The following is a 23,740-nucleotide window of genomic DNA, read 5'->3' on the forward strand; positions in this document are numbered from 1 at the left end:
CAAGGCGTGTCTATTGCGGGCGGAACAGTCGGCATGGTCCAGCTCACTATCGCTGCTTGACAATCCGCGCCGCTATCGCCCTGGCCTGAATGCGGGCGTTGGCGAAACAACCGCGAATGCTCGGCCGCATGCCGGTAAACCACAGACCGGGCAATTTCGGATCGGCGTCGCCGCCATTGAAAAGCGGAACGCCCTTGCCGTCGAGAACGCCGAGCTTGCCGACCATCTGTTCCAGACCGGTGCGATAGCCGGTCGCCGCAATGACGATATCGGGCGTGATCAACCTGCCGTCATTCAATACGATGCCGTCCTGGGTAAATTCCCGCAATGGTGGCACCACCACGATCGTGCCTGCCTTGATGGCGCGAACCGCGCCGTCATCGGCTGCGATCGCGGTGTAGTCGGCGCTCAGACGGCTCGCACCGCCTATGGGGGCCGGCGGAAGCCCAAATTTCGTCAGGTCGCCGAAAACCAGGCGCTGGGTTGTCGCCATCACCGCGTCGGCCAGTCGCACCGGCAAGCTCGCCATTAACGGTGAAAGCCTGTGGACGGCGACCTTGCCAATGCGTTTCGGCAGCAGTGAGGGGCCGTTGCGGGCCGACAGCCAGATGCTTTGGGCGTCTGCATTCGCAAGATGATTGAGTACGTCGAAACCCGAATTGCCGGCACCGACCACCAGCACCTTTTTGCCGGCATAGTTCTTCGCCTCGCCAAAATCGACCGAATGGATGATCCGGCCTGCAAAATCGTTCATGCCTTTCCACGCGGGGATAAACGGCTGCCGGTCGCGCCCGGTCGCGACGACGACATGGCGCGCCGGACGGAATCCGGCGTTCGTCCGCACGGTCCAGTGATCGTCGTCGAACGTGATCTCTTCAACGGAAACGCCGAATGCAACCGGCAGACCATGCGCCTTGCTGAAATCGTTCAGATGGCGAATGACGGCCGATTTATGCGGAAAAGCCGGGGTGCCTGCGGGATAGCCGACGCCGGGCAGCGTCGAGAGATCGCGATGCGTATTGAGGTGCAGCCGCTGGTGCCGCCGATGCCAGGGTTCGGCAAGCCGGCTCTCCCTTTCCAGGACGAGCGTCGGTACGCCGGCCTTCATCAAGGCGTGGGCGGCGGCAAGGCCGGCCGCGCCGGCGCCGACCACGATCGCGCCGTCAAAGACGGTTTCCCGACCGGTTTGACTGCGCAATTTTTCCGCTTCCATGCTGGGGCTCAACAGATCCTGACCCGTCCTATCACGCCGCGGCGGTCGCGACCGGCGCGACATTTGGTCGTTTTGCCGCATTTGACAAGACTTTGGCCGAAATCGCTCCCATATGCGATATCGAACCATCCACGATTCGTCGCGGCACGGCCCCGCTTCCCGCCGCAACCTGTTGTTAACCAACAATGTTCGCCCTTTCTTATCCATTGCCGCCGACACTCCGGCCAAGCGGACTTTGCGATCCGGAACAGAACCCAGATCGAACCGCCAAACTGAGCCAGTTGTGCAGCCGGCGCCGGACGACTACCTTGTTCCAAGGCATGATGCCGTTCGAAATCGCCGAGAAAAGCCTTCATGAAGGTCGTTGAACGTTACATCATGCGCCGTGCTTTCGCGGTATTCGCGCTGGCGCTCGTCTGGACGCTGGCGATCGTCTGGACGACTCAGGTGCTCGCCCGCATCGACCTCGTCACCGATAGCGGTCAGTCGGCCCTCACCTTCTTCGAAGTCGCAGCGCTGATCATCCCGACGATCGTTCCGATCGTCGTGCCGTTCGCCCTGGTGGTCGCGGTCGCCCAGATCCTCAGCGTGATGAATTCGGATTCGGAGCTGGCCGTCATCAATGCCGCCGGCGCATCACGCTGGACTATCGTCAGGCCGATCATGCTTCTGGCACTCGCAGCCAGCGTTTTTTCGTTCGCCGTCGACAATGGCGTCGACCCTTACGCACGCCAGAAGAATCGCGAGTTGATTGCGTCGTCGCGTGCCGATCTGTTGTCGTTGATCATCCAGGAAGGCACCTTCCGCAAGATCGATGACGGCCTGTTCCTGCAGGTCGGCGAACGGCTTCCCGACAATCGCCTCGGCGGCATCTTCGTCGCCGATTCGCGCGAAGAAGGCGTCAATCTCATCTACTACGCCAAGACCGGCAGCATCATCGAACGCGGCGACGAGAAGGTGCTGATGATGAATGACGGCGTCATCCATCGCAAAACCATGACCGGCGACCTCTCGGTGATCCGGTTCACCTCCTATGCCTTCGACTTGTCCGCTTTCATGTCGGCATCATCTGACATCCTGCTTTTGCCGAAGGACCGGACGACCCAGTATCTGCTCAACCCCAGTCCGAACGACAAGATGTACCAGCAAAAGCCGAACAGGTACCTGGCCGAGCTCAACCAGCGTTTTTCCGAGTGGTCCTATTCGCTCGTCTTCGCGCTGATCGCGCTCGCCGTCGCCGGAGATGCGCGCTCGCATCGCGAGGCGCGTGTGCACCCGCTGATCACGGCAATCGCGATCGCGCTGTTCGTACGCTGGCTCGGGTTCTTTGCCGCCGGCAAGGCCGACAAGGTGCCGCAATATGCCTATATGGTCTACGGCGTCCCGATCGTGGCATCGGCGATCGCCATCTGGTTCATTGTTTCCAACCGGACCATGGAACTGCCGGTTGCCTGGGCCGATTGGATAACCAATCTTGCCGGCCGCTTCAGTGACGGCTGGAGCGCCATCAAGCTCCGTTTTGCCGGGCGTGGCGCATCCGGACAGGGAGCCGGCTGATGGGCTGGACTCTGGGTCGGTACTTTTTCTTTCGCTATGTGACGATCACCATCTGGTTCTTCATCGGCCTCTTGGCGCTGGTGTTCCTGATCGATTTCACCGAGCTTTCCGGCCGCACGACCGGCGTGCCGGGCTTCACCTACGCAACCGCGTTCGCCATTTCAGGGCTCAGGATGCCGATGATCATGCTGCAGACGGTGCCGTTCGTCGGCCTGTTCTCGGCGATGGCGACCCTGGTGTCGCTCAACCGAAAGTATGAATTGGTCATCGCCCGTTCCGCCGGCGTCTCCGCATGGCAGTTCCTGCTGCCATGTTGCATCGGGGCGCTGCTGTTTGGAGCTTTGTCGGTCGGCGTCATCAATCCGGTAGCCGCGCACGCCTATTCCTGGTCCGAGGAGATCGAGACCCAGCTCCGTTCGGGCAAGTCGAACAGCGTCTCGGCCGATGCCGCGCCCTGGATCAGGCAGAAAACCAACGCCGGCGACACCATTATCGGCGCGCGCGCCATTCTCAATCAAGGCCTGGAGATGGCCGACGCTGTCTTCTTCAGTTTCAGCCCGCAAGGCGACATCATCGAGCGCAAGGATGCGGCGCGCGCCTTTTTGCGGGATGGCTACTGGGAATTGCAGGACGTCAAGGTGTTCCGGGACGGCACCATCCAGTCGTTGCCCAGCGATCGGCTGCCGACCAATCTCAAGCCGGAATTCGTGCAAGAGCGGTTGGCGCGCCCTGAGACTATTCCCTTCTACGATCTGCCCGGCAAGATCGAAGTGGCCCGCTCCTTCGGCCTCAAGGCAAATGCCTTCGCCATGCAGTTCAATTCCCTGATTGCGCTGCCTTTCCTGCTTGTCGCGATGACGCTGATTGCGGCAACGGTATCAATGCGATTTGCGAGGATGGGGCAGTCGGCAACGATGATTCTGGGTGGCATCGTGGCCGGCTTTCTGCTTTATGTCGTTTCGGTGCTGGTCAAGGCATTCGGCGTAGCGGGATTCGTACCCACTGCCGTAGCGGCTTGGGTCCCGGTTGTCGTGGCTATGTTCTTCGGGGTGACATTCCTGCTATACAAGGAAGACGGCTAGTGAGGGAGGCGGTTTTGCGCAGCCATAGGCACGCCGGTTTGGCACGCCTTTCTGCGGCGAGCGCCTTGGTATGCCTGCTTGCCAGCGTCGCCCCGATTGCTCCGGCTTTTGCCCAGGACGTCAGTGAGCTGGCAACGAAGGTTCCGAGCGGCACGCAGATGCTGCTGGCAGCCGATACGCTGGTCTACGACAACGACAAGCAGACCGTGACGGCCGTCGGCGGCGTCCAGATCGACTATGGCGGCAACCGTCTGGTCGCCCAGCGGGTCGAATACAACCGCAACACCAAACGCCTCGTCGCTAGCGGCAATGTCGAACTCGTCAATAGCGACGGCACCAAAATCTATTCGCAACATGCCGACATCACCGACGATTTCGCGGACGGCTTTGTCAACGCGTTGCGTGTCGAGACCATAGACAAGGCGTATTTCGCCGCCGAAAGCGCGGAGCGCATGGGCGGCGTGCTGACGACGTTCCACAATGGCGTCTACACCGCCTGCGAGCCGTGCGAGGATAAGCCCGACAAAGCGCCGACCTGGCGTATCAAGGCCAGGAAGATCATCTGGAACGGCGAGAAGAAGACGGTTCGCTTCGAGAACTCGAATTTCGAGTTCTTCGGCTTTCCGCTGGCCTATCTGCCGGCTTTCGAGATCGCCGACCCAACGGTCAAGCGCAAGAGCGGCTTCCTGATCCCCGGCGTCGCCTACAAGAGCGATCTCGGCGTCGGTGTTAAAGTCCCCTATTATTTCGCGCTCTCGCCGACCTACGATCTCACTGTCACCGGCAGCGGCTATACCAAGCAAGGTTTCCTCGGTGAGGCCGAGTGGCGGCAGCGCTTCAACAACGGTCAGTACAGCCTGAAGATTGCGGGTATCCGGCAGGAGAATCCCGACGCCTTCATCGACGACAATGGCCACAACGTGAATTCGGGTACAGCAGGCGACCCGAACAGGTTCCGCGGCATGATGGGCACCCAGGGCCAGTTCGCCATCAACCCGCGCTGGGACTTCGGCTGGGACATCCTGCTGCAGAGCGACAAGAATTTCGCGCGCACCTACGACATCGATGGCTTCAACGATAGCGTGCACCGCTCAGAGGTGTACCTGACGGGGCTCAACGATCGCAATTACTTCGATGTGCGCGCCATGCACTTCGACGTTCAGGAAGACACGCTCGCCAATGATCCGACCGCACGCGCCGCCAAGCAGCCCTGGGTGCTGCCCTCGCTCGACTACGCCTATATCCCCGACATGCCGGTGGCCGGCGGGCAGCTGTCGTTCGACGTCAACGCGCGGGTCATTGACCGCGACAGGCTCGATACGGCTCTTGCAAATTCGGGCATCCCTTCGTCCGTCAACAACGTCCGCGGCATCGATGGTCAATCCGGCCGCCTTACCGCGGAAGCGGAATGGAAGCGCACCTTCACCACCGATGGCGGGCTGCTGCTGACACCGCTCCTGGCGCTGCGCGGCGACGCCGGCTACGTCAACGCCTCCTCGGCCTCGCTCGACGCCATCAACCAGATGGCGACCAATCTCGGCGTCGAGGACGATATGCGTTCATCGCTTGCCCGCTACATGGCGACGGCCGGGCTTGAGATGCGCTGGCCGGTGCTGTTCTCGATGACCAGTTCCAGCCATGTCTTCGAACCGATGGCGCAAGTATTCATGCGTCCGAACGAGCAATATGTCGGCGGGCTGGCGGTCCCCAACGAGGACGCCCAGAGCTTCGTCTTCGACGCCACGACGCTGTTCGAGCGCGACAAGTTCTCGGGCTATGACCGCATGGAAGGCGGCACACGCGCCAATGTCGGGCTGCGCTATTCCGGCGCATATGACAATGGCTGGGGCACCAATGCGGTGTTCGGCCAATCCTACCAGCTCGGCGGCCAGAACTCGTTCGGCACGCCGGACCTGGTCAATGTCGGCGCCTATTCGGGTCTTGAAACTGCAACCTCCGACTATGTCGGCCTTGTCGGCTTCAACAGCCCCAGCGGGTTTTCCGGCTCGGTCAGCGGCCGTTTCGACGAGCAAAGCTTCGAGATCCGCCGCGCAGAGGTAAAGGCCGCCTTTTCAGGCCTGCCGGTATCGCTGAGCGCCAAATACGCCTTCATCCAGGCGCAGCCGCTCTATGGCTTCTCGACCGATCGCCATGAGGTTACGCTCGGCGCCTCGACACATCTTGCTGAGAATTGGCGCGTCTTTGGCACCGGCACATATGATCTGGAGCAGAGCGTTCTGGTCAAGGACGGGGTCGGCTTTGCCTATAGTGATTCATGCTTTACCTATTTGATGACGTTTTCGGAAAGACGTGACCTGAACACCAAGGAAGTATCGCAGAACGTCGGCTTCAACCTGTCGTTCCGTACGCTTGGCGATTTCGGCTCGTCGCAACGCTCCATCGACACCATCCAATAACGGGCAGCGGTCGGCAACGGGGCGGCTGGCGGACGACATTGTTTCGCCGCATAGAGCAGGCACGAATTTTGACGGCCTGAACTGGGATAGGTTGGGCCGAATCGGGATGGAATTGGGATGCTTTCGATGAGGAAATACCTCTTTTCAGCAGGGTTCGCGCTGCTGGTGGCGTTCTCGACCACCGCAGTGACGCAGCCAGTTTTCGCCACCGAGATCAAATACGTCGTCAACAACATACCGATCACCACCGGCGACATCCAGCATCGGGCCGCTTTCCTGCGCCTCCAGCACAGAAAGGGCGATGCCGGCCAAGAAATGATCGATCAGACGCTGCGTCTGGCCGAAGCCCGGCGGCTCGGCATCCGCATCAGCGACGCGCAGGTCGATGCCGCTTATCAGCGTTTCGCTACCAGCAACAAGATGCCGCTCAAGCAGCTTGACGGCGCGATGGCGCAATCCGGCGTCACCAAGGAGCATTTCAAGGACTTTATCCGGGCGCAGATGGCCTGGAACCAGGCGCTGACCGCGCGTCACCGCTCTAGCGACGGCGGCGGCGCAATGGGCGAGCAGGACCTCGTCAAGCGCATGCTCGAAAAAGGCGGTAGCAAACCGAGCGCCACAGAGTACATGCTGCAGCAGGTCATCTTCGTGGTGCCGGCCGCCGAGCGAAGCGCGACGCTGGCCAAGCGCAAACGCGAAGCCGACGCCATGCGCGCCCGCTTCAACGGCTGCAACACCACGCGCGAATTCGCCAAGGGCCTGATCGATGTCACCGTTCGCGATCTCGGCCGGGTGTTGGCGCCGCAATTGCCGGCGGACTGGGCCGAGCAGATAAAGGCTACAAAGGTCGGCGGCGCCACCACGACCCGCGAAACCGACCGCGGTGTCGAATTCATCGGCATCTGCTCGTCGCGCGAAGTGTCAGACGACAAAGCCGCGCAGATGGTGTTCCAGAGTGAAGATTCGAGCGACAAGAACGCCGACGAGCTCTCGAAGAAATATGTCGAGGAGTTGCGGAAGAAAGCCCGCATAATCGAGCGCTGAAGTCGCGATCGCCGTGCCTGATGCAGAGCTTCCGCTGGCGTTGAGCGTCGGCGATCCGTCCGGCGTAGGGCCGGAAATCGCCATCGCTGCTTGGCGGGCCCGCGATAGCGCTGGCGTTCCGTCTTTTTATCTCCTTGCCGATCCGGCACTGATTGCCGCGCGGGCGCACAGGCGCGGCACCGATATCGCGATTGTCGAGACGACGCCGGCGCAAGCGCCGGGGGTGTTTTCGCGCGCGCTGCCGGTGGTGGCGCTTGCTGCCCGTTTCGTCGACGGTCCCGGCCGCTCGGATCCAGCCAACGCTGCGGGCATCATCGAGGCGATCGACCGCGCCGTTGCCGACTGCCTGGCCGGCCGGGCTGCCGCGGTCGTCACCTGCCCCATTGCCAAAAAGCCGCTCTACGATGCCGGCTTTCGCTTTCCCGGCCACACCGAATATCTGGCGCATCTGGCATCGCTTCACACCGGCACCGAAGCGACGCCTGTGATGCTGCTTGCCGGTCCGGACTTGCGCACCGTGCCGGTCACCATCCACATCGCACTGGCCGAGGTGCCGAAGGCGCTGACGACCGACCTGATCGTCGCCACCGGCCGCATCACCGCCGCCGACCTTGCAAACCGGTTCGGAATTGCCAAGCCGCGGCTCGCCATTGCTGGCCTCAACCCGCATGCCGGCGAAGGCGGCGCGATGGGCACCGAAGACGAGCGGATCGTGCGCCCGTCGATCGATCGGCTGAGGCAGGAAGGGATCGACGCCTTCGGGCCATTGCCGGCCGACACGCTGTTTCACGCTCGCGCCCGCGCCGGCTACGACGTGGCGCTCTGCATGTATCACGACCAGGCGCTGATCCCGGCCAAGACGCTGGCGTTTGACGAGGCAGTCAACGTCACGCTCGGCCTGCCCTTCGTCCGCACCTCGCCCGACCACGGCACCGCCTTCGACATTGCCGGCAAGGGCATCGCCCGTGCCGACAGCCTGATTGCGGCGCTGAAACTCGCTCGCCTGCTTGCCGATGCCGGGAAAAGGCCGTAGGCCCCTGAGCCCAATGAGCCCAATTCGATGGCCTTAACCCGATGAGCCCAACCCGATGAGCGCAGCCCGATGAGCATAGACGGCCTGCCGCCACTGCGCGAGGTGATCGAGCGCCACGGGCTGCAGGCGAAAAAGGCGCTCGGCCAGAATTTTCTGCTCGACCTTAACCTGACAAGCAAGATTGCGCGAACCGCCGGCGACCTGAGCGACGTTACGGTTATCGAGGTCGGTCCCGGCCCAGGCGGGCTGACCCGGGCCCTGCTCCTCAACGGCGCCCGGCGGGTCGTCGCGATCGAGCGCGACGAGCGCTGCCTGGCTGCCTTGGCCGAGATCGCGAACCACTATCCGGGTCGGCTCGAGATCGTAGCCGGCGATGCGCTGAAAACTGATTTTGCAGCGCTTGCCAAAGGAGTGCCGGGAAGCGGCGGGTCGGCGAAAATCGTTGCCAACCTGCCTTACAATATCGGTACCGAATTGCTGATCCGCTGGCTGACCGTCACCGAGTGGCCGCCTTTCTACGCATCGATGACGCTGATGTTCCAGCGCGAGGTTGCCGAACGCATTGCAGCCAGCCCCGGCAGCGAGGCCTATGGCCGGCTCGGCGTGCTGGCAGGCTGGCGGACGGAGGCGAGGATTGCCTTCGACGTACCGCCGCAGGCGTTCACGCCGCCACCCAAGGTGACGTCCTCGGTGGTGCATCTGGTGCCGCGCGCCAACCCCTTGCCGGCAGAGGTGAAACGGCTCAGCCGCGTCACCGAAGCGGCATTCGGCCAGCGCCGAAAAATGCTGCGGCAGAGCGTGAAAAGCCTCGGCGGCGAGGCACTGCTCACCCGCGCCGGCATCGATCCGACCAGGCGTGCGGAGACGCTCAGCGTCGAGGAATTCGTGCGGCTGACGAATGCGGTGTGATGCCGGGAAGCGTCCGCGTGGAATTTCCGCACTCATGGCATAGATAGCCGGACAGACCCTGCCCGGAGACAAACAGTGGCCGCCTATGTCATTTCCGACGTCACAATCCGTGACGCAGAGGCTATCGAAGCCTATCGCGCCCGCGCGGCTGCCTCCATCGCCCAACATGGCGGGCGCTATCTGGTACGCGGCGGCGAGGTGGAAATGTTGGAAGGCGACTGGTCTCCCGGGCCGCTGATCATCGTGGAATTCCCCGACATGGACACGGCGCGGCGTTGGTACCGCTCCCCAGAATATGCCGCGGCACTGGAACTGCGCGACGCCGCGCTCAGCCGCAATCTGATCCTGGTCGCGGGGACAGCGCCTTGATCAATCCGTCTTTTCGTCGAGCAGCCCCGAGACGAAATCGAACAGGCCCGGCCGGCGATCGCGTCTGAGCCGTTCGGCCGTGACGATGCCACGCACCTCGGCGAAAGCGCGGTCGAGATCGTCGTTGACGATGACGAAATCATATTCCTTCCAGTGCTCGATCTCGTTGCGGGCGTTCTTGAGCCGCGTCTCGATCACCGCTTCCTGGTCCTCGGCGCGACGCTTCAGCCGCGCCTTCAATTCCTTCATCGATGGCGGCAGGATGAAGATCGAGACGATATCGGCGCGCATCTTCTCCTTGAGCTGCTGGGCGCCTTGCCAGTCGATGTCGAACAGCATGTCGCGGCCTTCGGCCAGCGCCTGTTCAGCCGGCTCGCGCGGCGTCGCGTAGCAATTGCCGTGCACCTCAGCCCATTCGAGCAGCGCGTCCGAATCGCGCAGCCGCTCGAACTCGCGCATGGTACGGAAGTGATAATGGACGCCCTCGATCTCACTGCCGCGGCGTGGCCGCGTGGTGACCGAGACCGACAATTCCAGGCTGGAATCGCTCTCCAGCAGATTGCGCGCAATCGTCGACTTGCCGGCGCCTGACGGCGACGACAAGACCAGCATCAGCCCGCGGCGCCGAATGCGGGAACCCACATCCCTAGTGGTCATGGGGCTTGGCAGTCATGTGGCTTGGCATCGGGATCATTCCAGATTCTGGACCTGTTCGCGAAACTGGTCGACGACCGCCTTCAGTTCCAGCCCGATGGCGGTGACCGCAGCGGCATTCGACTTGGAACACAGCGTATTCGATTCGCGGTTGAATTCCTGTGCCAGGAAATCGAGCTTGCGGCCGATGGCGCCACCGCCGGCGAGCAGCGCCCGCCCCGACACCACGTGCGTCTTCAGCCGGTCGATTTCCTCGCGTATGTCGGCCTTGGTGGCCAGGAACGCCGCTTCCATATGCAGCCGGCTGGCATCCAGGTTGGCAGACGCGTCCATCAACAGGCGGATCTGCTCGGCGAGCCTTTCGCGGATCGTGGCCGGCTCGCGTGATGGATCGGCCTCGGCCCGCAGCGTCAGCGCCTCGATGGCATCGATATGGCCGGACAGCAGGGAACGAAGCGCGGCACCTTCGCCCTGGCGCGCCTGCTGCAGCCCGCTCAATGCAGCTTCCAGCGCCGACAGTATCGCGGTATCAAGCGCACTGCGCGCCTCTTCGGTTTCGATGGTTTCGGGAATGTCGAGGACGCCGCGCAGCGCAAGCAGCCCGTCGGCCCCCGGAGGGGCTACTCCAAACTGCTCCTGCAGCCGCTTGGCCAACCCCGCCAGATCCTTCAAGAAAGCCTCGTTGACCACGGGTTGCACTTGCGCGCCGGCGGCGCGGCCAATGGTCAGCGTCATCTGGAAATTGCCGCGCGCAAAACGCTTTTGTACCGTCTGCCGGACGGCCGGCTCCAGCCGGTCGAAACCTTGCGGCAGCCGCAGCCTGACCTCGACGCTTTTGCCGTTGACGGACTTGGCTTCCCAGGCAATCGAAGTGCCGTCGTGTTCGGCGACACTGCGCGCAAAACCGGTCATGCTCTGCAAGTTCATGTAGCCGTGCGTCCCTTTGCCGAATGCCCCCCAAGCCGGAGCGATTTCTCCGGACAGGATCACGTGAATTTCAATGCCATAGCAGCCCTTGCACATCCACCCGGACATGCACAGGGCCAACCTGATGGCGTCCGGCCCTACTGGGCGGCGGTGGCGCCCCCATCGTCAACGATGGCTCCCGCCGGCGTGTCGGCTCCGGTATTGGTTGCCCCGGCCTTGGCGGCGTCTTGCGCCTGCTTTTTCAGTAGTGCCCGGTAGCGAGCGACATTCTCGTTATGCTCATCGAGAGTCGAGGCAAAGACGTGCCCGCCGCTGCCGTCGGCGACGAAGTAAAGGTCGCTGGTTTTCGACGGATTGGCGACGGCCTCCAGCGCCGCACGGCCGGGATTGGCGATCGGCGTCGGCGGCAAGCCGTTGATCAGATAGGTGTTGTAGGGCGTCGGCTTCTGGATGTCCGACTGATAGATCGGGCGGTCGATGGGTTTGCCCTTGCCGCCGAACAGGCCGTAGATGATGGTTGGATCCGACTGCAGCCGCATACCCTTGGCCAGCCGGTTGAGGAAGACGGCGGCTACACGCGAGCGTTCATCGCCCTTGCCGGTCTCCTTCTCGACGATCGAGGCCAGGGTGACAAAATCCTCAACGTTGGCGATCGGCAGATCCGGTGCTCGGCGCTGCCAGACTTCGTCGACCAGCTTCTTCTGGTCGGCCAGAAGCTTGTCGACCATCTGCTGGCGTGTTGCGCCGCGGGTGAAGCGCAACGTGTCGGTGGCGAGGCTGCCCTCAGGTGGAGTGGTCGACGGCATATCGCCGGTCAGCGCGTCCTGCTCGGCGATTCGTTGCAGCGCCTGCGCGACCGTCAGCCCCTCGGGGATAGTCAGCGAATACATCACCGACTTGCCGCTCTTCAGCAGTTCCATGATATCGTGCATCGACGCCTGCGGCTTGATCTCGTATTCGCCGGCCTTCAGGGCGGAATCATTGCCGAAGGCGCGTACGCCAAGGCGGAAAATACGGGCGTCGCTGATCAGCCCTCGCCGCTCAAGCTGGTCGGCGATCTCCTGGACGCCGCTATTCGGCTTGACCAGGAAAGTGTCGCCATTGGCCGACGGGCCGGGCTCGTTGAACTCCTGCTTGCCGAAATACAGCGCGACGCCTGCCGCCAGAACCATCAGCATCACCGAAGAGATGACGAAGTTCATGAACACGACGAACTGGCTGCGCGAGGCACGCGAGCGCTTCGGCGGCGGCGTGCCGGCCTCGGGCCGCAACGCCTCGCTGGCCGTCTTCGGCACGATCGGGCCGGGCGTTGCTGCCCGTTGCCCGAACTCCCCGTTATCGGCCGGATTTGTGTTCATAGCGCCCTACCATTTGATCTTGCGACGAATCCCCTCGGGCAGAGTAGGGGCGAATATGGCAAAATTGACGGCAGACGCAAACCGGCAGAGCGGTCAGCCATTGTAGCGCTGGAAGACGAGCGAGGCGTTGGTGCCCCCGAAGCCGAAGGAGTTGGACAGCGCCACGTCGATCTGCCGCGCTCGCGGCTTGTGCGGCACCAGGTCGATCGCCGTTTCGCGCTCCGGATTGTCAAGATTGATGGTCGGCGGCGCGATGTTGTCGCGAATGGCGAGGATCGAAAAGATCGCCTCGGCAGCGCCCGCCGCGCCCAGCAGGTGGCCAATCGACGATTTGGTCGACGACATCGATATCTTCGAGGCGGCGTTGCCGACCAGCCGCTCGACGGCGCCGAGTTCGATCGTGTCGGCCATGGTCGAGGTGCCGTGCGCGTTGATGTAGTCGACATCGGCCGGCGTCAGCTTCGCCCGGTTCAGCGCCGCGGTCATGCAACGGAAAGCGCCGTCGCCATCCTCGGCAGGCGCGGTGATGTGATAGGCGTCACCGGTCAGACCGTAGCCGGTGACCTCGGCATAGATCTTGGCGCCGCGGGCCTTGGCGTGTTCGAGTTCCTCGAGCACGACAACACCGGCGCCCTCTCCCATGACGAAGCCGTCGCGATCGCGATCATAGGGGCGTGAGGCCGTTTGCGGCGCGTCGTTGCGCTCGGTGGAGAGCGCGCGGCAAGCGGCGAACCCGGCGATCGAGAGCCTCGTCACCGGCGCTTCGGCGCCGCCCGCGACCATAACGTCGGCATCGCCCCAGATGATCAGCCGGGCGGCATCGCCGATGGCATGCGCACCGGTCGAGCAAGCGGTGACGACGGCATGGTTGGGGCCTTTCAGCCCATGCCGGATCGAGACCTGACCGGAGACGAGGTTGATGATCTGGCCGGGAATGAAGAACGGGCTGATGCGGCGCGGACCGCGTTCCTTGAGGATCATCGCATTCTCGGCGATGCCTTCGATGCCGCCGATGCCCGAACCGATCAGCACGCCAGTGGCGCACTGTTCCTCATGCGTCTTCGGCTGCCAGCCGGAATCCTTGAGTGCCTCGTCGGCGGCCGCGATCCCGTACAGGATGAAGTCGCCGATCTTGCGCAGTTCCTTCGGCTCGAGAACGGCTTCAGGATTGAAAGTGGCATTGGAGCCGTCACCGCGCGGAATGACGTGGGCGACCTTGCAGGCAAGGTCTTCCACCTCGAATTCGGTGATGCGCTTGGCTGCGCTGCGGCCGGTCAGAAGCTCCTTCCAGCTGTGCTCGAAGCCCATGCCGAACGGCGAAAGCAGCCCAAGGCCCGTGACGACGACACGCCTCATCGCAGGTCCTCCCCGGTGATGACTGCAAATAGCGTCAGGCGGAGGCCTTGTCGATGTATTTCACCGCATCGCCAACAGTCAGGATGGTCTCGGCCGCATCGTCCGGGATTTCGACACCGAACTCTTCTTCGAACGCCATGACAAGTTCGACCGTGTCGAGGCTGTCCGCGCCCAGATCATCGATGAAGCTCGCCTGCTCCGTCACCTTGTCGGCATCGACGCCAAGGTGCTCGATGACGATCTTCTTGACGCGCTCTGCGGTGTCACTCATTTGGGCATCCTCGTCTTTGGGTTGTCTGTCTTCGTTAGCGGGCGGAATGCCGCTAATCAAGCTGAAAGATGGTCCTGCCGGAAACGCAGCGGAACAGGACCGGTTTTTGCCCGAACCGCCGGGTTGCGGGCGGCATTACACGAAAAATCCCGTGCATCCAAGATGGAATGAAGCGTTTTCCCAAGTGTTAGATCATGGCCATGCCGCCATTGACATGAATGGTCTGGCCAGTGACGTAGGCTGCCTCGTTGGAAGCTAGGTAGGCGACGGCAGAGGCGACTTCGGCGCCCGTGCCCATGCGCCGGGTCGGGATCGCCGCCATGATCGCCTCCTTCTGCTTGTCGTTGAGCTTGGCAGTCATCGCCGATTCGATGAAGCCCGGGGCGACGCAGTTGACGGTGACATTGCGGGTGGCGATCTCCTGCGCCAGCGATTTTGAAAAGCCGATCATACCGGCTTTGGAGGCGCAATAATTGGTCTGGCCGGGATTGCCGGTGACGCCGACCACTGAGGTGATGTTGATGATGCGGCCGTGGCGGCGCCGCATCATCGGATGGGTAAGCTCGCGAGTCAGCCGGAACACGGCGGTCAAGTTGACCTCGAGCACGCTATCCCAGTCGGCATCAGCCATGCGTACGAACAACCCGTCCTTGGTGATGCCGGCATTGTTGACGAGGATGTCGACGCCTTCGAGATCGGCCTCCGCCTTCTGGCCGAGTGCCTTGACGTCGTCACGATTGGAAAGATCGGCCGGGAAAAGCTTGACCCGGTCGCCCAGTTCGGCGGCCAGCGCCTCCAGTTTCTCGATACGTGTGCCGTGCAGGCCGACGATGGCGCCCTGGGCATGCAGCACGCGGGCGATCGCCTCGCCGATGCCTCCCGATGCGCCGGTGACGAGCGCCTTGCGGCCGGTCAATTCGAACATTCTTGCCTCCTGATCTGAGCGAACACCCTTCGCATGGAGCGGGGTCAAATCGCCAGTTGATTATGCAAGCGCCGCCAGCGCCGCCTCGACATCCGCCGCGGATCCGATGGCAGCGGTGGCAATATCGCGGTTGATGCGGCGAGCCAGCCCCGACAACACCTTGCCGGCGCCCACTTCGTAAAGTGTGCCGACGCCGTTGCTGCCGAACCACTCCACCGTTTCGCGCCAGCGCACGCGCCCGACCACCTGTTCGACGAGGCGGCGGGCAATCTCGTCGGGATCGCTCGTCGGGGTCACCGTAACATTAGAGACCAGCGGCACGGCGGGCGCACTCTTAGTCACGGCCGCCAGCGCCTCCCGCATGATCTCGGCCGCAGGCTTCATCAATGCCGAATGGAAGGGCGCCGAGACCTGCAGCATCAGCGCCCGCTTGGCGCCCTTCTCCGTGCATAGCTTCGCCGCCAGTTCGACCGCCGGCCTGGCGCCGGAGATCACCAGCTGGCCGCCGCCATTGTCATTGGCGATCTGGCAAACCAAGGCTTGTGCGGGATCTTTAGCCGCGCCTTGAGCGGCCTCTGCGCAAGCGGCCTCGACGTCGGCCTGTTCCAGCCCGATGATCGCCGCCATGGCGCCCTCGCCGGCCGGTACAGCCGCCTGCATGGCATTGCCGCGGATACGCAACAGCCGGGCGGCGTCGGCGACCGAAACGAAACCGGCGGCCGCAAGTGCCGAATATTCACCGAGCGAGTGGCCGGCGACATAGGTGACCTTGCCGTCCAGGGAGAAGCCGCGCGCCTCCAGCGCCCGGACTGCGGCAAGTGACACCGCCATCAGCGCCGGCTGGGCATTGGCGGTCAGCGTCAGCGTCTCATCCGGGCCTTCCCAGATCAGCTGCGATAGTTTTTCGCCGAGCGCGTCGTCGACTTCCTCGAAGATCCGCCGCGATTCCACAAAAGTATCGGCGAGGTCCTTGCCCATGCCGACAGCCTGGCTGCCCTGCCCCGGAAAGGTGAATGCGATGGCCATCGTCGGCTCCCAGCTGCTGGTTCTCGTTGCCTGTGGCGCAAGGCGTGCGGCCAAGTCAAGTCCAACCTTGACCGCACAATGTCGGCCGAGTGCCTGTTTCGGCAGGCTTTTTGGCGATCACTCATGATGAAAACCGCTCACGATTTGTTTGCTGGCTCTTCTTATTTCCGCCGCAGACGCTAGGCTTTGCGTGACAGTTCGATGACAATCGAGTGACGCTTTTGTTGCGGGCCGGGGAACTATTGAAGTGGCAAAGACCAAGCAGAGCGCAGCCGAGGCGGCGCCACAATTTCTTGAAGGCGATCCGTCGACCGGCTATCTGCCGGCGCGCAGATGGCCTGTCATCCGCTATGGCCTTATCAGCTTGCTGGCTGCGGCCATCCTGGTGTTTGCCATCGAACTGATCGTGCGCGGCAACTTTGCCGGCACCATTGATTTCTTTCTGCAGCCTTTCAAACCCGGCTGGACCACGATCATCATTTTTGCGCTGATCCTCATCGGCCTCGACGCCGTGCTCGGCCGCAGCCATCAGAGCCTGATGATCGTCGCGCCGCTGACATTGTCGCTGGCGTTCGTCGGCCACCAGAAGTCGCTCTATCTCGGCGATCCGCTCTATCCGACCGATTTCCTCTATTCCCGGCAGATCGTGGCACTGATGCCGCTCCTGGTACGCGATCGCCCGGGAACCGCCATTGCCCTGGCGATCGGCATTGTCGGCGGGCTGTCGCTGCTCGTCTATGGCTGGCGGCTATGGCGCCGCCGCGTTCCGGCACTCAGCCACAAGGGCCGCCTTGCCCGGCTGACGCTGACGGTGCCGCTGATCGCCTTCTTCGTCTCCATCATGGACTATGCCACTTTCTCGTGGACGCGCGACCGGCTGCAGATCATCCCGATCATGTGGGACCAGAAGGAAAACTATGCCTCAAACGGTTTTGCGCTCGCCTTCGCGCTGAACGTCCCGATGGCCCACGTCTCGGCGCCGCCCGGCTATTCCGACAAGGCGATCGAAGCGATAGGCAAACCGCAGGTAACGGCCTCGGTACCCGCCGAGAAGCCCGACATCATCGTCGTCATGAGCGAATCCTTCTGGGATCCGACCAAGCTGCCCGGCGTCACCATCACACCCGACCCTATCCCCAATGTGCGGGCACTGCGCACGGGCTACATGTTCTCGCCCGAATTCGGCGGCATGACGGCCAACATCGAGTTCGAGGCCCTGACCGGCTTTTCCAACGCCTTCCTGCCGGCGGGCAGCATTCCCTACCAGCAATATGTGCGGACACCGACCCCCTCGCTGGCGACCTTCCTGAAAAGTCAGGGCTACCGCGCGCGTGCCATCCATCCCGGAACCAACTGGTTCTGGAACCGGGGAGCCGTCTATGCCGATTTCGGCTTCAACGACTTCAAGTCCGAGGAGACGTTGCCGCCCATGCAAAAACGCGGACCGCTCGCGTCGGACGCAGCTATGACGGACGAGATCATCCACGAGGCTGATACTAGCGCCGAGCCGGTCTTCTTTTTCGCCGTCAGCCTGCAGAACCACGGACCATATGAGCCGTATCGCTATAACAATCCGACCCACAAGGTGCAGGCGCCGATCAGCCAATGGGCGCGTGAATCGCTGTTGAGCTATGCCGAAGGCTCTTCCGACGCGGACCGCGGCCTCGAGCGGCTGATCGAATGGGCGAAGAAACGCGAGCGGCCGACCGTCATTGCCTTCTTCGGCGACCATCTGCCGCCACTTGGGCCGGTCTACGTCGAGACCGGCTTCCTGAAGGACAATGTCGCGCCGCGCAAGGAGGCGGCCGACCAGATGCTGCTGCACCACCAGACGCCGTTGATCGTCTGGTCGAACCGCGGCGGCCCGGCCGAGGATCTAGGCGCCGTCAGCCCGGCCTTTCTGCCCTACCATATCCTCAAGACGGCCGGCATCAGTCATCCCTATTACACCGGCTTCCTCGGCCAGTTGCGGGATCGCTACCGCGTTATCGATCGCAATTTGCTTTTGGCACCGGGGGGCGACGCCACCCCCGATTGGTCGCGTCAGAAAGAGATCGATCCGGCGATCCGCGACTTCCGTCTGCTGCAATACGACATGATGTTCGGCAAGCGCCATGCGGCGCCCGATTTTTTCCCTGAAACCACAGGCAAAGTGGCTGCACACACGAGTTGAGCAGTGGCGGCGGGAGAGCGGCCGACGTCGTTCAGTTCGTCAAGTGCAGTTGCGAAATCGAGCTTCCGATCTTCAAGAAGACGCTTTCGAGCTGACTGACGTCGTTGGTCGGGTAATAGTCCGACGGCGACGATGCGCAGGCCTCGTAGAGCTTGCGGTTGGCTGCGGTGTCGGCCTGCAGCAGCACTGTGAAGATCTGCACGTCCTGCTTCTTCAACGTGTTGCATACATTGGTTGTCCAATCGTCGACATTGCGCGCAGCCGCGGTCTGGTCGCTGGAGCCAAACCGACCCGAGGCCAGGAATCCGTAAGAGCCATAGTCCGACTTCTGTGGCGTATCCTTCGCGCCATAGACAACATTCTCGCCGTCTGTGAGCAGCAGCACCGTTTTGGTCGTGCCTGACGCCCTGAAAGGCGCGCCGTCGCTGTAAGGCGGTTCCGGCGAGAGCACCCGCATCCCCCATGACAAGCCTTCCGAAACATTGGTCCCCGAACCGTTCCATTCGATCATCTCACCGACGGCCTTACGCAACTTGTCGAAATCGTCGGTCAGCGGCACTATCGGCGTCGGGCAGGCCCGGTTTGGGCCGATAGTCAGCGGGCCTCTCTTGTCGTTGATCAGTTTCATCGTCGAAAAACTGTACTTCGCCATGTCGCCGGTGAGGCCGGGAAGCAGGGAGATAACGGTATCGTCGAGATAGGAATTGTTGTAGCCGGTCGCTGAATTGCCGTAGGAGCTGTTTGGATTTTTAGCGTTACCTGGATCGTCCGGCGCGAAATAGGGTACAAACAGGGTGTCCGGTTTGTTTTGGTCGGGCGAAATGTCGGAAACATTGTTGGTTCCGGGCCGCGCTTCGACGCAGCCTCTCCATTCGACGCCCAATTGCTTGAACAGGTCCATATGGTTGACGCGCTTGCCGCCGACCAAGGGGAAATTGGCGCCATTGTTCGGCGATTTGCCGGCCATGTCGATCCAGGCCGGATCGTAGTCCTCGCCCTTGACGTTGACCGCGGTGACGAACGGCACCACCGCGACACGTACACTGCGCGTCGGCGACTTCGCCGCTTCGAGCATATCGATCAGGGCCGTCGCCGCCGTCCGCAATGCGCCGATGCGATCGTTGCTGGCCATCGACCCGGTATTGTCGAGCACCAGCACGACTTCGAGCTGATTGGTCGATTCGACGGCGCCTGCATCGACGGTGATGCGCTTGTCGTTGCCGAACAGGAAGGCGAAGTTCAAATCGACGTCCGCCGTGGCGACAGCCTTTGTCTGGATGTAATTGAGGCCCCTTTCCACGGTAAGCGTCGCTTCGGCGTTCATCAACTCGCTGTGGCTTGCGACATTGGTCTGGAAGTAGCGATCGAAGACGTCCTTGCGCGAGGCCTCGATGTCGCCGAGATGCGAAGATGCAAGGTTCGCGGCATCGAGCGCGTTCTGCAAGCTGACCTTGGCCCTCATCAAGGTGGACACGTCCACGGCAAAGGCGACGGCGGTCAGAACCGCAGGCAGCCCGAACGCCAGCATCAGGGCAAAGTTGCCGCTCTTCGAACGGCAGAATTTGTCGAAAAGCATTTTTATCCCCAAAACCGCCTTGCTGCCGACCTCGCGCAGACCGTTTGGTTTTGCATCCGCATGATGAACGACGGGTTGCCGCCACGCCCGCCGGTGCTGGAACTTCGCATGGTGGTTAAGGGCCGGTTTCAAAAAATCCGTAAAACCTTGCCTCGAGGCCCGTGGCGCTCTGGACGGTAGGGCCGTTTGCTCCGTGGTTTGGCCTTGCTTTGCGGTCAAATTCCTGTATAGACGCTCGCAATCTGCCGGTCCTTGCTGGGGGCTGAACGGAGGGCCGGAGGTTTTTCTAAACCTTCGCGTGAAGCCAGAAGCGCTTCCGCCTCCCGTGTCTCCGCTCTCGACCGTCTCGTCATGCTCCTTTCTTCCCCGCCTTCGCAAGGATTGCGGGTCAGAGAAGTTGCAGAGGCTTTTGCCGCCGGGAACCGGGAGAGAAACGAAGAAAGGCACGAACACTATGGCTCTATACGAACATGTGTTTCTTGCCCGGCAGGACCTCTCGCAGCAGCAGGTCGATGCGCTTGTCGAACAGTACAAGGGCGTCATCACCGCGAATGGCGGGTCCGTCGGCCGGGTCGAGAACTGGGGACTGAAGTCCCTCACCTACCGGGTCAACAAGAACCGGAAGGCATATTATACACTCATGGACATCACCTGCCCGCCGGCCGCGCTCAATGAAATGGAGCGCCAGATGGGCCTGTCCGAGGACGTACTGCGTTTCCTGACCATCAAGGTCGATGCGCATGAGGAAGGTCCGTCGGCAATGATGCAGAAGCGCGAAGAGCGCTCGGAACGCGGCGGCTTCGGCGATCGCGACCGTGGCGATCGTGGCCCGCGCTCATTCGGTGACCGCGATCGCGGGGACCGTGGTGATCGTCCGCCGCGCAGCTTCGGCGATGGCGGTGCCGATCGTGGCCCGCGCCGTCCGCGCGAAGGCTTTGAAGGAGCCGCAGAATAATGGTCGACATCAATCAGATCCCAACCCGGCGCCCCTTCCATCGTCGCCGCAAGACTTGCCCATTCTCCGGCGCCAATGCGCCGAAGATCGACTACAAGGACGTGCGGCTTCTGCAGCGCTACATTTCGGAGCGCGGCAAGATCGTGCCATCGCGCATCACCGCCGTCAGCCAGAAGAAGCAGCGCGAACTCGCCAAGGCGATCAAGCGCGCCCGCTTCCTCGGCTTGCTGCCTTACGTGGTTCGCTAAATCTACGCGGGCGGTTCGCCGCCCGCTTTTTTTCACGGCCACGACGGGCGTAGCCGGATCGAACACCAAATCCCGGGTTGGATTTCGACGAGAGATCCTAACTGCCGCGACAGGCAGGACAGCGACAAAGGCGGCGACGCCCAAGCTTCCTGACCTGTCCCAGACAATTCGGCGCCGATCCTGAGGATAGCGCCCAAGCGAAGGAACAAAACCATGGAAGTCATTCTTCTCGAACGCGTTTCCCGCCTCGGCCAGATGGGTGATACCGTCAAGGTCAAGGATGGGTTCGCCCGCAATTTCCTGCTGCCGCAAGGCAAGGCGCTGCGCGCCAACGAAGCTAACAAGAAGAAGTTCGAGGGACAGCGGGCCCAGCTCGAAGCTCGCAACCTGGAGCGCAAGTCCGAGGCCGCGCAGATTGCCGAAAAGCTCGACGGCAAGAGCTTCATCGCCGTGCGCTCGGCCGGCGAAACCGGTCAGCTTTATGGTTCGGTCTCGACGCGCGACATCGCCGAGCTGGTGACGGCGGAAGGTTTTTCGGTCAACCGCAACCAGATCCTGCTCAACCAGCCGATCAAGACCATCGGCGTTACGAATGTGGCGATCGCGCTGCATCCGGAAGTCGAGGTCACCATCACGCTCAACATTGCCCGCACGGCCGACGAAGCCGAGCGCCAGGCCAAGGGCGAAACGCTGACCACCGCCGAAGCCATCTACGGTGAGGACATCAACGATAATGCGCGGCCGGAAAACTTCTTCGATCCGAATGCGGAGTTCGAGGGCGGCGAAGACAACGGCTGATCGTCATTCGTCGGCATTCGCCGGCTAATCGCTATTCTGGACCAATGCCCGGGCCTCGTACCCGGGCATTTTTATGCCAAATGGAACTTTTCGAACCCCTATATCTTGATGCAGAATAAGACAGCCTGTCTGACCGAGAGGGGACATTTGGTCATGAATATTCTGCTGAAACGCGTTCTCGACCGCCTGGTCCGCACAGGCAATCTCAAGGTGACAGGGCCGCAAGGCTCGATGGTGACTTTCGGTGACGGCAGCGGCGAGCCGGTGCACATGCACATCAAGACAAGGCATGCCGAGCGAGCAATAACCTTCGACCCGATGCTGGCGGTGCCTGAAGCCTACATGGACGGTGAACTCGACATTCTCGAGGGCGGCGTGCTTGGGGTGATGCGGATTGCCTTCCAGAACATGGGCAGCGGCGGTATCGATGCCACCTGGTCGAAGGCGATCGAAGGTCTGCGCCACGCCTTCCGGCGCCTGCAGCAGATCAACACGGCGTCGCGGGCGCGCCGCAACGTGCAGCGCCATTACGATCTGTCGGGCGACCTCTACCGCCTCTTCCTCGATGAGGATATGCAATATTCCTGCGCCTATTTCGAGCAGCCGGATATGACGCTCGACGAGGCACAAGCGGCCAAGAAGCGCCATATCGCCGCCAAGCTCAGGCTGAAGGCCGGCCAGACGGTTCTCGACATCGGCTCCGGCTGGGGTGGGCTTGGCCTCTATCTCGCCAAGGCATTCGACGTCGACGTACAGGGCGTGACGCTGTCGACCGAGCAGCACGGCGTCGCCACCGACCGCGCCCATGCGCAAGGCCTGCAAAACCGGGTGCATTTCGACATCAAGGACTATCGCGAGCTCAATGAGCGTTTCGACCGCATCGTCTCCGTCGGCATGTTCGAGCATGTCGGGGTCAATCATTTCCGCACCTTCTTCGACAAGTCGGCGACGCTGCTGAAGCCGGACGGCGTCATGCTGCTGCACACGATCGGCCGCTCCGGCGTGCCGTGGGCAACCAGCGCCTTCATCCGCAAGTACATCTTCCCGGGCGGCTACATCCCGTCGCTCTCCGAAGTAATGCCGGCCATCGAAAAATCGGGGCTCGTCGTCACCGACATCGAGGTTCTGCGGCTGCATTATGCCGAGACACTGAAGCATTGGGGCGAGCGCTTTGCGGCCAACCGCGACAGGGCCAAGGCGATTTATGACGAGCGCTTCTGCCGTATGTGGGAGTTCTATCTTGCCGCCTCGGAAGCTGCCTTCCGCTGGCAGGATCTGGTGATCTTCCAGATCCAGATTGCCAAGAAGAACGACACGCTGCCGGTGACGCGCGACTACATGGCCAGTTGCGAGAAGGCGCTGGAGATGCGCGATCTTGGACGTCGTGAAAAGGCCCCGGCGGCCAAGCCTGCTCGCCGCCGCAAGGTGGCGGATCCGGAGTAGACGATCGGCGATCGCGCCATTGCCGCTTGCCATTGCCGGCTGGCACGCTGAAAAGGGTCCCGTCAACGCGGGACCTTTTTCATGACCTACCTCCTCTACGTCGCCGCCGCACTTGCCGAGATCGCCGGCTGCTTTTCGTTCTGGGCGTGGTGGCGGCTGGAAAAATCGCCGCTGTGGTTGGCGCCCGGTCTCGTCTCGTTGGTGCTATTCGCGTGGCTGCTGGCGCTGGTCGACACCAGCGCGGCGGGCCGGGCCTACGCCGCCTATGGCGGCATCTACATTGCCGCCTCGCTGGCCTGGTTGTGGCTGGCGGAAGGCGTGCACCCCGACCGTTGGGATCTTGCCGGTGCCGCGATCTGCATCGTTGGCGCCTCGGTCATTCTGCTCGCACCTCGGACCGCGTGAG

The 23,740-nt window shown here is 62.4% G+C and carries 22 protein-coding genes; 13 read left to right on the forward strand and 9 right to left on the reverse strand.

The annotated features are described in order from the left end of the window. Positions 1 to 46 precede the first annotated feature (46 nt). The gene (locus NKJ46_RS21135) at positions 47 to 1,213 is read right to left on the reverse strand and encodes a flavin-containing monooxygenase (protein ID WP_352667210.1); all 1,167 of its coding nucleotides are present in this window, start codon (positions 1,211 to 1,213) and stop codon (positions 47 to 49) included. A gap of 354 nt (positions 1,214 to 1,567) precedes the next feature. Between NKJ46_RS21135 and lptF the strand changes: the two genes are divergently transcribed. The 7 genes from lptF (at position 1,568) to NKJ46_RS21170 (ending at position 9,624) form a co-directional block, all read left to right on the forward strand. Further along, positions 1,568 to 2,770, forward strand: a complete 1,203-nt coding sequence (gene lptF / locus NKJ46_RS21140; protein WP_352471099.1) for an LPS export ABC transporter permease LptF — start codon at positions 1,568 to 1,570, stop codon at positions 2,768 to 2,770. After that, positions 2,767 to 3,852: an LPS export ABC transporter permease LptG gene (gene lptG, locus NKJ46_RS21145; protein ID WP_023677695.1), complete on the forward strand. Its 1,086-nt coding sequence runs from the start codon at positions 2,767 to 2,769 to the stop codon at positions 3,850 to 3,852. The genes lptF and lptG overlap by 4 nt, the downstream gene beginning before the upstream one ends. After that, positions 3,852 to 6,269: an LPS-assembly protein LptD gene (locus NKJ46_RS21150; protein WP_352667212.1), complete on the forward strand. Its 2,418-nt coding sequence runs from the start codon at positions 3,852 to 3,854 to the stop codon at positions 6,267 to 6,269. Before lptG ends, NKJ46_RS21150 begins: the two co-directional genes overlap by 1 nt. A gap of 117 nt (positions 6,270 to 6,386) precedes the next feature. After that, positions 6,387 to 7,313, forward strand: a complete 927-nt coding sequence (locus tag NKJ46_RS21155; RefSeq protein ID WP_352667215.1) for a peptidylprolyl isomerase — start codon at positions 6,387 to 6,389, stop codon at positions 7,311 to 7,313. Positions 7,314 to 7,326: 13 nt separating this feature from the next. After that, positions 7,327 to 8,346, forward strand: a complete 1,020-nt coding sequence (pdxA, locus tag NKJ46_RS21160) for a 4-hydroxythreonine-4-phosphate dehydrogenase PdxA (RefSeq protein ID WP_352667217.1) — start codon at positions 7,327 to 7,329, stop codon at positions 8,344 to 8,346. Positions 8,347 to 8,415: 69 nt separating this feature from the next. After that, positions 8,416 to 9,255: a 16S rRNA (adenine(1518)-N(6)/adenine(1519)-N(6))-dimethyltransferase RsmA gene (gene rsmA, locus NKJ46_RS21165; protein ID WP_352667220.1), complete on the forward strand. Its 840-nt coding sequence runs from the start codon at positions 8,416 to 8,418 to the stop codon at positions 9,253 to 9,255. Between the two features lie 75 nt (positions 9,256 to 9,330). Beyond that, positions 9,331 to 9,624, forward strand: coding sequence for a DUF1330 domain-containing protein (locus NKJ46_RS21170; protein ID WP_352667223.1), 294 nt, complete (start codon positions 9,331 to 9,333; stop codon positions 9,622 to 9,624). On the opposite strand, the gene gmk is transcribed toward NKJ46_RS21170, so the two are convergent. The 7 genes from gmk to fabD form a co-directional block, all read right to left on the reverse strand. Further along, the gene (gene gmk, locus NKJ46_RS21175) at positions 9,625 to 10,281 is read right to left on the reverse strand and encodes a guanylate kinase (protein ID WP_023719822.1); all 657 of its coding nucleotides are present in this window, start codon (positions 10,279 to 10,281) and stop codon (positions 9,625 to 9,627) included. A gap of 33 nt (positions 10,282 to 10,314) precedes the next feature. Beyond that, the gene (locus tag NKJ46_RS21180) at positions 10,315 to 11,205 is read right to left on the reverse strand and encodes a YicC/YloC family endoribonuclease (RefSeq protein WP_352667225.1); all 891 of its coding nucleotides are present in this window, start codon (positions 11,203 to 11,205) and stop codon (positions 10,315 to 10,317) included. 137 nt (positions 11,206 to 11,342) lie between these two features. Continuing rightward, positions 11,343 to 12,563 (reverse strand): endolytic transglycosylase MltG, encoded by a 1,221-nt coding sequence (mltG, locus tag NKJ46_RS21185; protein WP_352667227.1) that lies wholly within the window; start codon positions 12,561 to 12,563, stop codon positions 11,343 to 11,345. A 93-nt stretch (positions 12,564 to 12,656) separates the two neighbouring features. Next, the gene (gene fabF / locus NKJ46_RS21190; protein WP_352467164.1) at positions 12,657 to 13,919 is read right to left on the reverse strand and encodes a beta-ketoacyl-ACP synthase II; all 1,263 of its coding nucleotides are present in this window, start codon (positions 13,917 to 13,919) and stop codon (positions 12,657 to 12,659) included. A 34-nt stretch (positions 13,920 to 13,953) separates the two neighbouring features. Next, entirely contained in the window at positions 13,954 to 14,190 is a 237-nt protein-coding gene (locus tag NKJ46_RS21195) for an acyl carrier protein (RefSeq protein ID WP_006203723.1), read from the reverse strand. 187 nt (positions 14,191 to 14,377) lie between these two features. Further along, positions 14,378 to 15,115 (reverse strand): 3-oxoacyl-[acyl-carrier-protein] reductase, encoded by a 738-nt coding sequence (gene fabG / locus NKJ46_RS21200; protein WP_352667229.1) that lies wholly within the window; start codon positions 15,113 to 15,115, stop codon positions 14,378 to 14,380. A 60-nt stretch (positions 15,116 to 15,175) separates the two neighbouring features. After that, the gene (fabD, locus tag NKJ46_RS21205) at positions 15,176 to 16,141 is read right to left on the reverse strand and encodes an ACP S-malonyltransferase (protein WP_352667231.1); all 966 of its coding nucleotides are present in this window, start codon (positions 16,139 to 16,141) and stop codon (positions 15,176 to 15,178) included. Between the two features lie 247 nt (positions 16,142 to 16,388). Here fabD and NKJ46_RS21210 point away from each other — a divergent pair, with 247 nt between their 5' ends. Beyond that, positions 16,389 to 18,314, forward strand: a complete 1,926-nt coding sequence (locus NKJ46_RS21210; RefSeq protein ID WP_352667234.1) for an LTA synthase family protein — start codon at positions 16,389 to 16,391, stop codon at positions 18,312 to 18,314. Positions 18,315 to 18,345: 31 nt separating this feature from the next. Here NKJ46_RS21210 and NKJ46_RS21215 read toward each other — a convergent pair whose 3' ends face one another. Further along, entirely contained in the window at positions 18,346 to 19,890 is a 1,545-nt protein-coding gene (locus tag NKJ46_RS21215) for a pilus assembly protein TadG-related protein (RefSeq protein ID WP_352667237.1), read from the reverse strand. Between the two features lie 454 nt (positions 19,891 to 20,344). Between NKJ46_RS21215 and rpsF the strand changes: the two genes are divergently transcribed. The 5 genes from rpsF (at position 20,345) to NKJ46_RS21240 (ending at position 23,739) form a co-directional block, all read left to right on the forward strand. After that, positions 20,345 to 20,845 carry a 30S ribosomal protein S6 gene (gene rpsF, locus NKJ46_RS21220; protein WP_292663863.1) on the forward strand — a complete coding sequence of 167 codons (501 nt, stop codon included), beginning with the start codon at positions 20,345 to 20,347 and terminating at the stop codon, positions 20,843 to 20,845. After that, entirely contained in the window at positions 20,845 to 21,093 is a 249-nt protein-coding gene (gene rpsR, locus NKJ46_RS21225) for a 30S ribosomal protein S18 (protein WP_006203718.1), read from the forward strand. Before rpsF ends, rpsR begins: the two co-directional genes overlap by 1 nt. Before the next feature lie 213 nt (positions 21,094 to 21,306). Beyond that, positions 21,307 to 21,891 (forward strand): 50S ribosomal protein L9, encoded by a 585-nt coding sequence (rplI, locus tag NKJ46_RS21230; protein ID WP_254820243.1) that lies wholly within the window; start codon positions 21,307 to 21,309, stop codon positions 21,889 to 21,891. Between the two features lie 153 nt (positions 21,892 to 22,044). Continuing rightward, positions 22,045 to 23,334, forward strand: a complete 1,290-nt coding sequence (locus NKJ46_RS21235) for a cyclopropane fatty acid synthase (RefSeq protein WP_352667240.1) — start codon at positions 22,045 to 22,047, stop codon at positions 23,332 to 23,334. Positions 23,335 to 23,415: 81 nt separating this feature from the next. Then, positions 23,416 to 23,739: a YnfA family protein gene (locus NKJ46_RS21240; protein ID WP_352667243.1), complete on the forward strand. Its 324-nt coding sequence runs from the start codon at positions 23,416 to 23,418 to the stop codon at positions 23,737 to 23,739. The last annotated feature ends 1 nt before the right edge of the window (position 23,740 follow it).

It is taken from the genome of Mesorhizobium sp. M0166 (assembly GCF_040322255.1).
Taxonomy (GTDB): domain Bacteria; phylum Pseudomonadota; class Alphaproteobacteria; order Rhizobiales; family Rhizobiaceae; genus Mesorhizobium.

Excerpts from the sequence above, each read along its gene's own strand:
- NKJ46_RS21135 (WP_352667210.1), bottom strand. The coding sequence starts at position 1,213 with ATGGAAGCGGAAAAATTGCGCAGTCAAACCGGTCGGGAAACCGTCTTT.
- lptF (WP_352471099.1), top strand. The coding sequence starts at position 1,568 with ATGAAGGTCGTTGAACGTTACATCATGCGCCGTGCTTTCGCGGTATTC.
- NKJ46_RS21155 (WP_352667215.1), top strand. The coding sequence starts at position 6,387 with ATGCTTTCGATGAGGAAATACCTCTTTTCAGCAGGGTTCGCGCTGCTG.
- rsmA (WP_352667220.1), top strand. The coding sequence starts at position 8,416 with ATGAGCATAGACGGCCTGCCGCCACTGCGCGAGGTGATCGAGCGCCAC.
- gmk (WP_023719822.1), bottom strand. The coding sequence starts at position 10,281 with ATGACCACTAGGGATGTGGGTTCCCGCATTCGGCGCCGCGGGCTGATG.
- NKJ46_RS21180 (WP_352667225.1), bottom strand. The coding sequence starts at position 11,205 with ATGAACTTGCAGAGCATGACCGGTTTTGCGCGCAGTGTCGCCGAACAC.
- mltG (WP_352667227.1), bottom strand. The coding sequence starts at position 12,563 with ATGAACACAAATCCGGCCGATAACGGGGAGTTCGGGCAACGGGCAGCA.
- fabF (WP_352467164.1), bottom strand. The coding sequence starts at position 13,919 with ATGAGGCGTGTCGTCGTCACGGGCCTTGGGCTGCTTTCGCCGTTCGGC.
- NKJ46_RS21195 (WP_006203723.1), bottom strand. The coding sequence starts at position 14,190 with ATGAGTGACACCGCAGAGCGCGTCAAGAAGATCGTCATCGAGCACCTT.
- fabG (WP_352667229.1), bottom strand. The coding sequence starts at position 15,115 with ATGTTCGAATTGACCGGCCGCAAGGCGCTCGTCACCGGCGCATCGGGA.
- fabD (WP_352667231.1), bottom strand. The coding sequence starts at position 16,141 with ATGGCCATCGCATTCACCTTTCCGGGGCAGGGCAGCCAGGCTGTCGGC.
- NKJ46_RS21215 (WP_352667237.1), bottom strand. The coding sequence starts at position 19,890 with ATGCTTTTCGACAAATTCTGCCGTTCGAAGAGCGGCAACTTTGCCCTG.
- rpsF (WP_292663863.1), top strand. The coding sequence starts at position 20,345 with ATGGCTCTATACGAACATGTGTTTCTTGCCCGGCAGGACCTCTCGCAG.
- rpsR (WP_006203718.1), top strand. The coding sequence starts at position 20,845 with ATGGTCGACATCAATCAGATCCCAACCCGGCGCCCCTTCCATCGTCGC.
- rplI (WP_254820243.1), top strand. The coding sequence starts at position 21,307 with ATGGAAGTCATTCTTCTCGAACGCGTTTCCCGCCTCGGCCAGATGGGT.
- NKJ46_RS21235 (WP_352667240.1), top strand. The coding sequence starts at position 22,045 with ATGAATATTCTGCTGAAACGCGTTCTCGACCGCCTGGTCCGCACAGGC.
- NKJ46_RS21240 (WP_352667243.1), top strand. The coding sequence starts at position 23,416 with ATGACCTACCTCCTCTACGTCGCCGCCGCACTTGCCGAGATCGCCGGC.